13 protein-coding genes are annotated in these 13727 nt (G+C 56.4%); 7 read left to right on the top strand and 6 right to left on the bottom strand.

Annotated elements, in window-relative coordinates; genetic code table 11:
- Positions 1–78: 78 nt before the first annotated feature.
- The 4 genes from pdeD to pabB all read right to left on the bottom strand — a co-directional run bounded on the left by pdeD (position 79) and on the right by pabB (position 5349).
- On the bottom strand, positions 79–1650 hold the full coding sequence (pdeD, locus tag AC6I8D_RS11475; protein ID WP_312757197.1) for a cyclic di-3',5'-guanosine monophosphate phosphodiesterase PdeD: 1572 nt from the start codon (positions 1648–1650) through the stop codon (positions 79–81).
- 224 nt (positions 1651–1874) lie between these two features.
- A complete protein-coding gene (locus tag AC6I8D_RS11470; protein ID WP_089561422.1) occupies positions 1875–3239 on the bottom strand; it encodes an L-serine ammonia-lyase in 1365 nt (454 codons plus the stop codon).
- Positions 3240–3426: 187 nt separating this feature from the next.
- Positions 3427–3990, bottom strand: a complete 564-nt coding sequence (locus AC6I8D_RS11465; protein WP_312757195.1) for a CoA pyrophosphatase — start codon at positions 3988–3990, stop codon at positions 3427–3429.
- Positions 3991–5349 carry an aminodeoxychorismate synthase component 1 gene (gene pabB, locus AC6I8D_RS11460; RefSeq protein WP_497820220.1) on the bottom strand — a complete coding sequence of 453 codons (1359 nt, stop codon included), beginning with the start codon at positions 5347–5349 and terminating at the stop codon, positions 3991–3993.
- Positions 5350–5460: 111 nt separating this feature from the next.
- Here pabB and AC6I8D_RS11455 point away from each other — a divergent pair, with 111 nt between their 5' ends.
- Complete coding sequence (locus AC6I8D_RS11455; RefSeq protein WP_312055771.1) at positions 5461–5646, top strand: YoaH family protein; 186 nt, start codon at positions 5461–5463, stop codon at positions 5644–5646.
- Between the two features lie 12 nt (positions 5647–5658).
- On the opposite strand, the gene AC6I8D_RS11450 is transcribed toward AC6I8D_RS11455, so the two are convergent.
- Together AC6I8D_RS11450 and AC6I8D_RS11445 are read right to left on the bottom strand one after the other, a co-directional pair.
- On the bottom strand, positions 5659–6003 hold the full coding sequence (locus tag AC6I8D_RS11450) for a RidA family protein (protein ID WP_312055772.1): 345 nt from the start codon (positions 6001–6003) through the stop codon (positions 5659–5661).
- A gap of 67 nt (positions 6004–6070) precedes the next feature.
- Entirely contained in the window at positions 6071–6430 is a 360-nt protein-coding gene (locus AC6I8D_RS11445) for a hypothetical protein (protein WP_312055773.1), read from the bottom strand.
- A 285-nt stretch (positions 6431–6715) separates the two neighbouring features.
- Between AC6I8D_RS11445 and AC6I8D_RS11440 the strand changes: the two genes are divergently transcribed.
- From AC6I8D_RS11440 to fadD, 6 genes are all read left to right on the top strand, one after another.
- Positions 6716–6883 carry a hypothetical protein gene (locus AC6I8D_RS11440; protein WP_312055774.1) on the top strand — a complete coding sequence of 56 codons (168 nt, stop codon included), beginning with the start codon at positions 6716–6718 and terminating at the stop codon, positions 6881–6883.
- 667 nt (positions 6884–7550) lie between these two features.
- Positions 7551–8288, top strand: a complete 738-nt coding sequence (locus AC6I8D_RS11435; RefSeq protein ID WP_497820219.1) for a carbonic anhydrase — start codon at positions 7551–7553, stop codon at positions 8286–8288.
- Between the two features lie 236 nt (positions 8289–8524).
- Positions 8525–10435, top strand: a complete 1911-nt coding sequence (yoaA, locus tag AC6I8D_RS11430) for a DNA repair helicase YoaA (RefSeq protein ID WP_312055776.1) — start codon at positions 8525–8527, stop codon at positions 10433–10435.
- Between the two features lie 44 nt (positions 10436–10479).
- A complete protein-coding gene (gene tsaB, locus AC6I8D_RS11425; RefSeq protein WP_497820218.1) occupies positions 10480–11178 on the top strand; it encodes a tRNA (adenosine(37)-N6)-threonylcarbamoyltransferase complex dimerization subunit type 1 TsaB in 699 nt (232 codons plus the stop codon).
- Between the two features lie 60 nt (positions 11179–11238).
- Complete coding sequence (locus tag AC6I8D_RS11420) at positions 11239–11832, top strand: Slp/YeaY family lipoprotein (RefSeq protein WP_312757187.1); 594 nt, start codon at positions 11239–11241, stop codon at positions 11830–11832.
- 206 nt (positions 11833–12038) lie between these two features.
- On the top strand, positions 12039–13715 hold the full coding sequence (gene fadD, locus AC6I8D_RS11415) for a long-chain-fatty-acid--CoA ligase FadD (RefSeq protein ID WP_312055779.1): 1677 nt from the start codon (positions 12039–12041) through the stop codon (positions 13713–13715).
- Positions 13716–13727: the final 12 nt, after the last annotated feature.

The following is a 13727-nucleotide window of genomic DNA, read 5'->3' as shown; positions in this document are numbered from 1 at the left end:
CTGAGGTTGTAGAACGCCGCTGCCCTGATGCAGCGGCTTTTTTTTAGCCTGATGTTACCACCGACGCATCATCTGCGGTCAGGTGGGGAACGGTTCAACGTCCGGCTTGTGCTTTGCCAGCCAGCCAGGGAAATCGCCGATCGGCATCGGACGGGCATAATAATAGCCCTGCAGATGATCGACGCCGCGCCCGCGCAGATAGGCGGCCTGTTCTGCGGTTTCAACCCCTTCCGCCACCAGACTGATATTCAGGCGCTGCGCCAGTGAAATGACCATGTCGGTAACAGTGGCGTTAATCGCATCGGTACCGATGGCGGCGGTAAAGATTTTGTCGATCTTCAGGACGTCGGGCTTTAAATCCTTCAGGTAGGAGAGCGAGCTGTGGCCGGTGCCAAAATCATCAATCGCCAGCTGCACGCCAATCTCATGCAGCTGGGCGATAACCGACTGATCGACCACCGGCAGGGCGTCGCGTTCAGTTAACTCAACCACCAGCTTCGGCACCGGATTGGCCGGCCACCAGAGGTTCTGCAGATCCTGCAAAATCGCGCGGTCGCGGAAATGGCTGGCGGCAACGTTAATAGCGATATGGAAACCCGGACAGGCCGGCAGGTGAGGGAGCTGCTTTACCACTTCATTCAGCACGAAGCGGGTCAGCGGCTTAATCAGATTCTGTCGTTCGGCCAGCGGAATAAACACATCGGGTGCCACCCAGCCCTGACGCGCATTATGCCAGCGCAGCAGCAGCTCAATACCATCGCACTGGCCGCTTCTGGCGTTAATCAGCGGCTGGCAGTAGACCATGAACTCGTTAGCGGTGATGCCGTAGCTGATTTGCCAGCTCAGGCTCATGCGGTTGGCGGTCGCCAGCCAGACGATATAGCCCATCAGCAGGCTGAGCAGAAGCGCCAGCGGCAGCTGCGAGGGCAGCGTGTGCATGGCCAGCCGGGCTGGGGAGGGACCGTACAGCGTCAGGGTGTAGGGATAACGCAGCGAGGCCTGATAGTAACTCACCTCATCTTCCGACGGCAGCGTCGGTTCAATCAGCGGATTGCCATACTCCAGGCTTTCGCCGTTGACGTTGAAGACCGCCCGTTCCACCCACGGCAACTGCGGTTCCAGCAGATAATTACTCATCATTTCGATGTTAATTACCTGCAAAATACCGGAGCGATTATCCAGGCTTCTTGGCGTCCAGAGTAATAATACCGGCGACCCTTTTAACAGGTAATTGTCGGTGGCGAGCGTCATGCGCTGACCGGTAAAGGCCAGTTCGGGATAGGTCTCGCTAAACGGGATCGCACGCGGACCAAAGATACTGGAACAGTAGATCGCGTCATTATCGACCAGCAGAATGGCGCGCACCGTTTGCAGCGCGGAAATTTTCTCAATCAGCGGAAAACGCACGTCGCGGCAGGGCACGCCGACCAGTCCGAGCGTGTTATTAGCGGAAACATCCAGCGGTGAAAACATCCGGTCAAACCGCATAATCGCTTTATCGGCGAAATCCATCGCCTGCTGTTCAATACGCGACTTCTCTTCAATATAACGAAATGCCAGCGTCAGAATCAGTACCACGGTGGCGATTGCCAGCGCAATCAGCAAACGCTTGCGTCTGAATTGTCCAACAAATTGCTGGGCCATGAGCATCAGTACCACCTTCCCAAAAAACCAGAAAAAAGCCAAAAATAACGGGGTTGTTATCGGCACGGCCCGATCAATATTGAGGCCGGAATGCAGAAAAGCGGTGCTGGAAAGTTGCACGACCAGGATAGTCGCGCGGAAATCACTCTACCGGTTTAGCCTGCGCTGAGATAGCGCAGGATGCGGATTTCATTACGATTGCACATTAATTAAACAATCAAACGTTTCGATTAATCGCACTGTACTTTAATCGCCAGACCGCCGCGCGAGGTTTCACGGTATTTGGCGTTCATGTCCTTGCCGGTTTCATACATCGTCTCGATCACCTTATCCAGTGAGACGCGCGGTTCACTGGTGCGACGCAGGGCCATACGCGCCGCATTGATCGCTTTGACCGAGGCGATAGCGTTTCGCTCAATGCACGGCACCTGAACCTGGCCAGCGACCGGGTCGCAGGTCAGCCCCAGGTTATGCTCCATGCCGATCTCGGCGGCGACGCAAACCTGTTCCGGGCTGCCGCCCAGCAGTTCTGCCAGACCGGCTGCCGCCATCGAACAGGCGACGCCGACTTCGCCCTGACATCCCACTTCCGCGCCCGAAATCGACGCGTTCATTTTATACAGCACGCCGATGGCACCGGAGGCGAGGAAGTAGCGCAGGAAAATATCCGGCGTTACCGGCTCAATAAAGTGGTCGTAATAGGCCAGCACCGCCGGCACGATGCCACAGGCGCCGTTGGTTGGCGCGGTGACAACCCGTCCGCCGGCGGCATTTTCCTCATTCACCGCCAGCGCGAACATATTGATCCAGTCGATGACGATCATCGGATCGTTAGAGTGCTTAGACGAGGAGATCAGCAGTCGACGCAGCGAGGCGGCGCGGCGCGGCACCCGCAGCGGACCCGGCAGCACGCCTTCGGTATTCAGGCCGCGATCGATGCAGGCCTGCATGGTCTGCCAGATGTTGGCGAAGTAGGCGTGGATCTCATCGCGGCTGTGCAGCGCCAGTTCGTTTTTCATCACCAGACCGGATAACGAGAGTCCGGTTTCGCGGCAGTGCGCCAGCAGATCTTTGGCGGAGTGGAACGGCCACGGCACCGAAACTTCATCCAGCGCCGACTGACCGAAATGCTCTTCATCGACGATAAAGCCGCCACCGACGGAGTAGTAGGTTTTCGACAGAATCAGCAGATCGCCAGCGAACGCCAGCAGACGCAGACCGTTTTCATGCAGCGAGAGGTTTTCACTGCGGAACACCATACCGCCCTCACGCGGGAAGTCGACTTCATGCGCTCCTTTGGCCAGCAGCAGACGTTCACGCTGGGCGACATCTTTAATAAAGGCCGGGATGGCATCAATATCGACCGTGTCGGGAGATTCGCCCGCCAGTCCCATAATAATAGCGATGTCGGTATGGTGGCCCTTACCGGTCAGCGACAGGGAGCCGTAAACATCTACCGCAATGCGGGTCACCTCCTGCAGCTTTCCCTGTTCGGATAACAAATCCACAAACTGCTTACCCGCTTTCATCGGGCCGACAGTATGCGAACTTGATGGGCCAATGCCCACTTTGAACATGTCGAAAACACTAATCACAGGTGACACTCCTCACAAATTATTCTCAGTCTGCCGGGGCAGTTTATGGCGCTAATAGTAATAGTCATGCCGGAGAAAAGAGCAGCTTTTCGCATGAAATAAACTTATTAAAACCGATAGAAAAAATTATAGCCCGGCCCGCCGCTCAGCAGGCTGGAAAGCAACAGGTTAATGGCAAAAGTGGGCGTCAGAACGCAATTTGCTCGCTGAGTGAGCGGATAATGCCAGCGGTCATGCCCCAGACCAGGTAATCCTGATAGCGTGACAGCCAGACCGGATGACGCACGCCAGCGCGGTGTATCTCCAGCGCGCTATAGCGGCTGAGCCGTAACGCTTCGGCCAGCGGCATCTCAAAGGCGCTGCGCACCTCGTCCGGGTTGATTCGTAGCGGCAGATCCGGCGGGATGATCGCCAGCACCGGCGTCACCTGAAAGCCGGTGCTGCTGGTGACGGCAGGCAGCACGCCTAACACTTCAACCTGCTGTGGATCGATGCCCACTTCCTCCTGTGCTTCCCGCAGAGCGGTCGCAATCAGCGAGGCATCGGTATCATCCTGCATGCCGCCGGGGAAGGCGACCTGTCCGGCATGTTTACGCAGCGCATGAGAGCGCTGGGTCAGCAACAGACCCGGTTCCGGTCGCGCCACAATCGGCACCAGCACTGCGGCATGCCGTCCGGCGAGACGGTGGGTATTGTGTTGCGGTGGCTGCAGCAGGAAGCGGCTGCGGAAGGCGTCAAGCGTGAGCGCCATTCAGACCCCCTGTTCCAGCGCCGGCAGAATGCGGCTGACTTTATCCAGCGTCTCCTGATATTCCGCCTGTACTTCGCTGTCGGCGACAATGCCGCCGCCCGCCGCGCAGTAGAGCTGCTGACCTTCAGCAATCAGGGTGCGGATGGTGATACTGGTATCCATACGGCCACACAGGCTGAGATAGCCAATGCTGCCGCACCAGGCATTGCGGCGCTGCGGCTCCAGCTGATCAATAATTTCCATTGCCCGGATTTTGGGCGCGCCGGTGATTGAGCCACCAGGGAAACAGGCGCGCAGCAGATCGGTGGCCTGTAGATTGTCGGGAAGCTGCGCCCGCACCGTGCTGACCAGATGATGAACGGCGGGAAAGGGCTCGACCACAAACAGCTCAGGCACGCTGACCGAACCCGGCACCGCCACGCGGCCAATGTCGTTACGCAGCAAATCGACAATCATCAGATTTTCGGCGCGATCTTTTTCTGCGTTTTGCAGAGCATCTGCCTGTTGCCGATCGGCGATCGGATCGGCACAGCGGGGACGGGTTCCTTTGATCGGGCGGGTTTCGATCTGTTTATCATTCAATGACAGAAAGCGCTCCGGTGACAGGCTGAGGATCGCACTGTGCGGCAGGCGCAGAAAGGCGCTGAACGGCGCGCGGTTGGCCTGATTGAGGGCACAAAAAGCCTGCCACTCATCACCCTGATAACCGGCCTGAAAACGCTGAGCCAGGTTCACCTGATAGCAGTCACCTGCCTGAATATAGACCTGAACCGCAGCAAAGCGTGCCGCATAGTCAGCGTAACTGAGGCTGGATTGCCACCGGCTGGTAAGGCTGAACGGCACCGCTTCACGTTCAGGCCACTGCGCCAGCCAGGCGGCGCGGGCTTGAACATCATTCAATGCCAGCAGCGTCAGGGTCTGACGATGATGATCGGCAATCAATGCCCAGTCGTAGATGCCGACCGCCATATCCGGCGTGGTGAGATCGGCCTGTGCCAGCTGCGGCAACCGCTCAAAGCGGCGACCGAGATCGTAACCAAACAGGCCAAGCGCGCCGCCCTGAAACGGCAGATTGTCATCACTGCGCGGCGTGACGCCCAGCGCATCGCACTGCTGCTGGACCAGTTGCAGCGGATCTGCACCAGATTCGCTGTAGCCGCCGGCATCGGTGATGTGGGTAACGTCACCGCGGGTCACCAGCGTGGCGCGCGGATCGGCGGTCAGAATATCAAAACGATTGTCGCTATGGTCGGCATGGGCGGAAGAGAGCAGCATTGCCCACGGCAGGCTGGCAATCGGGGCGAAACGCTGAATAAGCGCATCCGGGGTATAATCAAGACTGAGGGTTTCAACAATCATCAGGCAGACAAATCAGAGAGCAAAGAGGTCGTCAGACTGACATATTTTTTCCTGACTGGCACCTGTTTGTTCGGCGTGTGATAATCGCTGCCCCCAACGCAGGAGTGAAACATGGCTATAGGATTACCGGCTCTCTCTCATGAGCAGCAACAGCAGGCCGTCGAGCGTATTCAGGAACTGATGGCGGGTGGCCTATCGAGTGGCGAAGCTATCGCCCAGGTGGCGCAGGAAATTCGCCAGAATCATAAAGGCGAGCACATCCGGGCGCTGTTCGACGATGAGGATGAAGAAGAATAGCGCCCGGCAGGCTTAACGTGCTGCGATGATTTTGATTTCGATTTTGTATTGCGGGTTCATCAGACCTGCCTGAACCGTGCAGCGTACTGGCGCGTTATCCGGGGAAACCCAGGCGTCCCAGGCGCGGTTCATTGCGGGCAGGTCCGCTTTGTCCACCAGAAACAGGGTGGCATCAAGAATTTTGCTCTTATCGCTGCCGAGTCGCGTCAGCAATCTGTCAATCACCGCCAGTGCATTGGCCGTCTGCGCTTCAGCATCCTGATCCAGATTCTCTGGCACGCTGGTGTAATAGATGGTGTCATTGTGAATCACGGCTTCGGACATACGATGTTCCGGATCGATGCGGGTAATACTCATCTTTTTCTCCCTGGTTTGATGGGCATTAGCCTGGCACATTCCTTATGCCGCTGTCATCTCTTCCACCTTACAGGCAGCGTTTGACGATAGCCTGACGATCGGCCATCACCTGCGGCCACATATTAAAGGTGGTAAAGAATTTTACCCCGGCACCGTGTCGCTGTGGCGTCACGTCGGCGAAAATCGAATCTTCCCACGTCAGGACGGTGATCTGCTCACCCTGCGGTTGCGTATGCGTAGTATTGTCCCTGGCAATCACCTCGGTGGTAGACCAGCCACGATATATACAGTCACTAAGCTGCGGGACGGTGCGGGCGCTCTGGGCCTGAAACACCGGCTGACCGAGGCGTGCCTGTTCAGGGGTCGGTGCCTGGCAGCCACAGACCAGCAGCACGCCGATAAGCGATCCGATGCGGGAATGATTCATAACGTTCCTCCGCCTGAGGCAGGCAGTGCGGTAGAGGCGGTCTGCGCCACTGTGCTGACCGCGCGTCACCTTACGAATGCCCGATCTCAACGATAAGGTGATGTAATGATTATAATCAGTGCGCCTGGTTCCTCGCAGCAATCTGTCGCATTTGATAGCGGCATCACACTGTCTCAGGCGGTGGCGAAAAGTAAGCGGCACGCCGGGCAACAGAAGTGGCGCACCCCGCAGCAAAAAATGATATAAATCAGCCGATAAATGACGCCACAGGATGAGGATGAAAGCATGGCGAATACGCAGTATCTGTTTTGGGTAATGGCAGGCGCACTGACGCTGCTGTTTATTGTGGTATCGGCGTTCGTCGGTCTGTCGCGTGGTGCAAAGCAGGGTTTTATCACCTTTGCCGTTCTGTTCGTCATCATGCTGGCGGGGGCCTTTTACCTGCATCATTAGCGGCCACGGCAGTCAGGGGCACGGCAGCAGGATTATTACCGCTTAACTCACACTTTTAACCAAAAACGGGCGGGCGGAAGTGGGGGTTAACTATGCTGAGATGAAATAGCAGCACTGCTATTTATCACCGGAGGTAATTATGTCTGAACGTCCTGATTACGATGAACCGCTGCCTGATGACGCTGAAATCTATCCGGAAGATGAAGAAGAGGATGAAGAACCCGGCCAGGATCCGTTAGAAAAGGATATTTAACCTTTCCTGCCAGCCTGATCCTCGATAGCTAACGGGCTTGTTAATATACCGGCTGTTATCACACGACGCACTTAACGCGTCACCCCAACAAAACCGTCATTCAGGCGGTTTTGTTGTTTCGGTTAAAGTTTCAGCAGCAGAGCGGGCCGCCGGATTGTTTGAGCGGCTGAACGTTTTTTCTGAACGAGTATTGAAATAACGCGCCGATACCATCCGTTTCACTGTTGATCGCCCCTTACCGTATCCTGCCAGACTGTTTCTGCGTGAATCGTTAACAAAATTAACCTTAATGAGCATTCGGGACCGACTATATCGGCTGTAACCCGCCCTGACACTGCTATTGCCTTGTTGCTTCAGAGTTATCAGTAATATGCTTTTCGCTCTGGCATTAAGACCACTAAACAGGGATTGAAAATGAAAATAACCGGGGTACTCAGTCTGGTTCTGGCGCTGTCGACTCTCAGCGCAGCAGGAGCGGATGCACCGCACTGGACCTATGAAGGGAAAGCGGGTCCGGAGCACTGGAGTCAATTAAGCCACGACTATCACATCTGCCATGAAGGCAAAGCTCAGTCACCGATCAACATTAAAGATGCTATCGAAGGACATTTACCACCACTCAACCTGCACTACCTTATCTCCGCAGAGAAGGTAATCAATAATGGCCACACTATCCAGGTCACCGTTGATGATGAAGATACCTTTGTTCTTGATGGTGAAAAATTCATCCTTAAGCAGTACCACTTCCACACGCCGAGCGAAAACCAGATTAACGGCCACACCTTTCCCCTGGAAGCCCACTTTGTACACAGCAAAGACGATGGTGATCTGGCCGTTGTGGCGGTGATGTTTGAGGTGGGTAAAGAGAATCCAGCGCTGCTGCCGTTGATTGCTTCTATGCCAGCAGACGAAAACCAACAGAAGAAAATTGAAAGCGAAGTCGATTTACGGGCACTCTTCCCGCAAGACCTGCATTACTATCGCTTTAGCGGATCACTGACCACGCCACCCTGCACTGAAGGCATACGCTGGCTGGTGCTAAAACAGCCGGTAACGCTTTCTCAGGCTCAGCTCGACGCGTTTAAACAGGCACTGAAAAGCACCAATAATCGTCCTTTGCAGCATCTTAACGGTCGGATGATCGTTCAGTAACCGCTTTTGGTCTGGCTGTGCTAATGGCCGCTGCGCCGCCAGGCGTATCGGCATGGCTATCCGTTCCTATCAGGCGGCCATGCGCCGCTGTTCTTCATTGCGGAGCAATAACGACCATCGCAAAATCGGCTGCACTTCGCGCTGATAATAGTTAACCTACTGATTACCCTCTATTTTGCTTTGTGAATTTAATACTGACATAATTACAGTGTTTTTGCCGTTCTTTGAGAGGGTATGTGGCAGACGATTTTGCAGTTGATGGCGCGCTGGCGCTGGCGATAGCTGGCTTTAAGCCGCGTGAAGCGCAGCGTGAAATGGCGCAGGCGGTTTCTGAAGCCGTAAAACAGCAGGGTGAACTGGTGGTAGAAGCCGGTACCGGCACCGGGAAAACCTATGCTTATCTGGCTCCCGCGCTGCGGGCCGGCAAGAAAGTGATCGTCTCTACCGGATCGAAAGCGCTGCAGGATCAGCTTTACGGCCGCGATCTGCCGACCATGATCGGCGCACTGAAATACAAAGGAAAGACTGCCTTACTGAAAGGGCGATCCAACTATCTCTGCCTGGAGCGGCTGGAGCAGCAGTCGATGGCGGGCGGCGATCTGGCGGTACAGGCGCTGACTGATCTGGTGACGTTGCGGAGCTGGTCATCGCAGACCGCTGATGGCGATATCAGCAGCTGTGCCGGCGTCACTGAAGATAGCCCGGTCTGGCCGCTGGTCACCAGCACCAACGATAACTGCCTCGGCACCGACTGCCCGCGTTATAAAGAGTGCTTCGTAGTCAAAGCGCGCAAGCGTGCGATGGACGCGGATGTGGTGGTGGTAAACCATCACCTGTTTCTGGCGGATCTGGTGGTCAAAGAGGGTGGGTTCGGCGAACTGATTCCCGAAGCGGACGTGATGATCTTTGATGAGGCCCATCAGCTTCCCGATATCGCCAGCCAGTATTTCGGCCAACAGCTCTCCAGCCGGCAACTGCTCGACCTCGCCAAAGATATTATTACCGCCTACCGCACCGAAGTGCGCGACGTCCAGCAACTGCAGAAGTCCGCCGATCGCCTGGCGCAGTGTGCTCAGGATTTTCGTTTGTCGCTCGGCGACCCGGGTTACCGCGGTAATCTGCGGGAACTGCTAAGCGATAACAACATCCTGCGGATGTTTACGCTGCTGGATGATGCGCTTGAACTCTGTTACGACGTGATCAAACTCTCCCTTGGCCGTTCAGCGTTGCTGGATGCGGCGTTTGAGCGGGCGGCCCTCTACCGTGGCCGACTGAAGCGGCTGCGGGCGATCAATGAGCCGGGCTACAGCTACTGGTATGAATGCACCTCACGCCACTTTATTCTGGCGCTGACGCCGCTGTCGGTAGCGGAACGCTTCCGCGAAGTGATGGATAACCGCAAAGCAGCCTGGATTTTCACCTCCGCCACGCTGGCGGTGGATGAGAAGATGGAGCACTTTGCTGAGCGGCTGGGCGTGAACGCAGCAAAAAGTTTGATTCTGAACAGTCCGTTCGATTATGCGCAGCAGGCCCTGTTATGCGTGCCGCGCAACCTGCCTGAACCCAACCGTCCCGGCGGCGCACGGCAGCTTGCCGCCATGATGAAGCCGCTGATTGACGCCAACAAAGGGCGCTGTTTCTTCCTCTGTACCTCGCACCTGATGATGCGTGAGCTGGCGGCAGAATTCCGGGCCTCAATGACGTTACCGGTGCTGGTACAGGGCGAAACCAGCAAAGGTCAGTTGCTGAAACAGTTTATCGATAAAGGCAATGCCTTACTGGTCGCGACCAGTAGTTTCTGGGAAGGGGTCGACGTGCGCGGCGATGCACTTTCGCTGGTTATCATCGATAAGCTGCCGTTCACCTCACCGGAAGATCCGTTACTCAAGGCGCGAATGGAAGATTGCCGTATCCGCGGTGGCGATCCGTTTACCGATGTGCAGCTGCCGGATGCGGTGATCACTCTGAAGCAGGGCGTCGGGCGGCTGATCCGCGATACCGACGACCGCGGCGTGCTGGTGATTTGCGATCAGCGGCTGGTTTCGCGTCCTTATGGCGCGCTGTTTCTCAACAGCCTGCCGCCGACGCCGCGCACCCGCGACATCGCCCGCGCCATCGCCTTTATACGGCAGCAACCTGACGCCTGATTTTATGCTAAGATGCGCGCCGTTTTCATTCTCCTGAGGTGGTCATGTCAGCCCGAATTTTAGTGCTGGATACGGCGACAGAAGCCTGTTCAGCCGCCTTGCTGAATCAGCAACAGATTGATGCCCGATTTGAGATTGCCCCGCGCGATCATACTCAGCGCATTTTGCCGCTGATCGAAGAGTTACTGCTGGCGCAGCAGCTCGACCTGACCGATCTCGACGCGCTGGCCTTTGGTCGCGGTCCCGGCAGTTTTACCGGCGTGCGTATCGGGATTGGAATTGCCCAGGGCCTGGCGCTTGGTGCGGCGCTGCCGATGATCGGTGTCTCGACGCTGGCCACGCTGGCAGAGGGCGCCTGGCGCCTGCAGCGCGCCACCCGCGTGTTAACCGCCATTGATGCGCGGATGGGTGAGGTCTACTGGGCCGAATACCAGCGCGATGAGCAGGGTGTCTGGCAGGGTGAAGCCAGCGAAAGCGTGCTGTCACCCGCCGCCGCGCAGGCACGGATGCAGGCGCTGTCGGGCGAGTGGATGACCGCCGGCACCGGCTGGCAGGCTTATCCCGAACTGCAGCAGGGTCATTCCCTGACGCTGCACGCCAGTGAGGTCAGCTTACCCGCCGCTGAAGATATGTTACCGCTGGCGGTGATTGCTTTACGCCAGGGGAACACCCTGCAACCGGAAAATGCTGAGCCTACCTATCTGCGTAATGAGGTGGCATGGAAAAAGTTGCCGGGCCGCTAGATCGCACGCAACTTATTGTTATGCGTCCAGTCTAAGTCTTTACGTAACGGGAGGACGCCTATGTCAATGTGCGCGAAAGGGCTAACAGGTTTGTTGCTGACCTGTACGCTGGTTTTAACTGGTTGTGTCTCGATTCCGGCCAGCCTGCAGGGCAGTTCACCGCAGCCGCAGCAGGATTTGTTGCGGGTCATGAACGATCCGGCCATTTACACCGGCCAGGAGTCGCGTTTTGGCGGTAAGGTGGTGAATGTCACCAACCTCAACGGCAAAACCCGGCTGGAGATCGCCACGCAGCCGCTGGATGAGAGTGCCCGTCCACGACTGGGCGCGGCCTCGGTGGGCCGTATCTATGCCGATATTCACGGCTTCGTCGATCCGGTGGATGTGAAAGATCAGTTTGTCACGGTGCTGGGCACCATCAAAGGCACGGAGCCCGGCAAGATTGGCGAGGCGAACTACAAGTTTGTGGTGATTAATGTGCGAGGCTATCAGCGCTGGCATCTGACCCGACAGGTAATGTCGCCGCCGCAGCCGATCGATCCGTGGATCTGGTATGGTCCGACGCGTCATCGTCCCGGCTACTGGGGACCCAATCCTTACTGGGGAATGTACAGCAGCGGTCCGGCACAGGTCGAAACCATTCTGACTGAGTGACCCGACAGTGACACTTTTTTGGCCCGGTAGCGCTGGTCGCCGCCGGGCTTTTTATTTGTCTGTTTAACAGCACGAAATTTAGTGATGGACTTCGCAACCTCAACATGCCGAAACCGGCAAACTGGTACAATCAGTTAAAATATTGTTAACAAACCAGGTTGGCTGAGGCAGCGATGGAAATACAACATGATTATCGGGGTGGATCCTTGAATAAGGTTTGGCTTAAACGCTACCCGGCTGATGTGCCAGCCGAAATAAGTGCAGATCGTTATACGTCGCTGGTGGATCTGTTTGAGCAGGCCGCCAAACGCTACGCCGATCAACCTGCATTCTGGAATATGGGTCAGAAGATGACCTATCGCCAGCTGGAAGAGAAAAGCCGCGCGTTTGCGGCTTATCTGCAACAGCAGCTGGGCCTAAAAGCCGGCGATCGGGTGGCGCTGATGATGCCAAACCTGCTGCAGTATCCGGTGGCGCTGTTTGGCGTACTGCGCGCCGGCATGGTGGTGGTGAATGTGAATCCGCTCTATACGCCGCGCGAACTCAAACACCAGCTAAATGACAGCGGTGCCAGCGCCATCGTTATCGTGTCCAACTTCGCCCATACGCTGGAAAAAGTGGTGGCGGAAACCGCTGTGCGCCATGTGATTCTGACCCGAATGGGCGATCAGCTGGCTCCGGTCAAAGCGACGCTGGTTAATTTCGTGGTCAAATACGTCAAGCGTCTGGTACCGAAATACCATTTGCCCGGCGCAATTTCGTTTCGTCAGGTGATGGAGCAGGGGGCCACGCTGACGTATCAGCGACCAACGGTCAGCAATGACGATCTCGCTTTCCTGCAGTATACCGGCGGCACCACCGGCATCGCCAAAGGCGCGATGCTGACGCATCGCAATATGCAGGCCAATCTGGAACAGACCAAAGCCACCTACGGTAAAGTTCTGCGCGACGGCAAAGAGTGCGTGGTTACGGCGCTGCCGCTCTATCACATCTTTGCCTTAACGGTGAATGGCCTGCTGTTCCTGGAGCTGGGTGGTCAGAATCTGTTGATCACCAATCCGCGTGACATCCCTGGCTTTGTTAAAGAGCTGGCGAAGTTTCCGTTTACCGCCATCACCGGCGTGAACACGCTGTTCAACGCTCTGCTGAATGATGAGCAGTTCAATAAGCTCGACTTCAGTACGCTGCGACTGTCCGCCGGCGGCGGAATGGCGGTGCAGAAAGCGGTGGCAGAACGCTGGGAAAAGCTGACCGGTCACTATCTGCTGGAAGGCTATGGGCTGACTGAATGCTCGCCGCTGGTGTCGGTCAATCCTTACGATATCAGCTGCCACACCGGCAGCATTGGCTTGCCGGTTCCCTCAACCGATGTGTTGATTGTGGATGATAATGGCAATGAAGTTGCGCCGGGTGAACCGGGCGAGCTGTGTATCAGCGGTCCACAGGTGATGCTCGGCTATTGGCAGCGTCCGGATGCCACGGAGGAAGTGCTGAAAAATGGCTGGCTCCACAGCGGCGATATTGTTACCGTTGATCAGGAAGGCTTTATTCGCATCGTCGATCGTAAGAAGGATATGATTCTGGTCTCCGGCTTCAATGTTTATCCCAACGAGATCGAAGATGTGCTGATGCAGCATCCGAAAGTTCGTGAAGCGGCCGCTATCGGCGTCCCCAGCGATCTTTCCGGCGAGGCGGTAAAAGTCTGCGTGGTGAAAAAAGATGCCTCACTGACTAAAGAAGAGCTGCTCGACCACTGTCGCCGTCAGCTGACCGGATACAAAGTGCCGAAAATTATCGAGTTTCGTGATGAGCTGCCAAAAACCAACGTCGGCAAGATTCTGCGACGCGAATTGCGCGACGAAGTGAAAGCCAGCGCAGGCTGAGTTTTGGCAAGG

The sequence above is a fragment of the Pantoea sp. X-Soil-MYKO-1785 genome, assembly GCF_059730675.1.
This window is presented reverse-complemented; position numbering and strand designations above follow the sequence as displayed.

Excerpts from the sequence above, each read along its gene's own strand:
- pdeD (WP_312757197.1), bottom strand. The coding sequence starts at position 1,650 with ATGCTCATGGCCCAGCAATTTGTTGGACAATTCAGACGCAAGCGTTTG.
- AC6I8D_RS11465 (WP_312757195.1), bottom strand. The coding sequence starts at position 3,990 with ATGGCGCTCACGCTTGACGCCTTCCGCAGCCGCTTCCTGCTGCAGCCA.
- pabB (WP_497820220.1), bottom strand. The coding sequence starts at position 5,349 with ATGATTGTTGAAACCCTCAGTCTTGATTATACCCCGGATGCGCTTATT.
- AC6I8D_RS11455 (WP_312055771.1), top strand. The coding sequence starts at position 5,461 with ATGGCTATAGGATTACCGGCTCTCTCTCATGAGCAGCAACAGCAGGCC.
- AC6I8D_RS11450 (WP_312055772.1), bottom strand. The coding sequence starts at position 6,003 with ATGAGTATTACCCGCATCGATCCGGAACATCGTATGTCCGAAGCCGTG.
- AC6I8D_RS11445 (WP_312055773.1), bottom strand. The coding sequence starts at position 6,430 with ATGAATCATTCCCGCATCGGATCGCTTATCGGCGTGCTGCTGGTCTGT.
- AC6I8D_RS11440 (WP_312055774.1), top strand. The coding sequence starts at position 6,716 with ATGGCGAATACGCAGTATCTGTTTTGGGTAATGGCAGGCGCACTGACG.
- AC6I8D_RS11435 (WP_497820219.1), top strand. The coding sequence starts at position 7,551 with ATGAAAATAACCGGGGTACTCAGTCTGGTTCTGGCGCTGTCGACTCTC.
- tsaB (WP_497820218.1), top strand. The coding sequence starts at position 10,480 with ATGTCAGCCCGAATTTTAGTGCTGGATACGGCGACAGAAGCCTGTTCA.
- AC6I8D_RS11420 (WP_312757187.1), top strand. The coding sequence starts at position 11,239 with ATGTCAATGTGCGCGAAAGGGCTAACAGGTTTGTTGCTGACCTGTACG.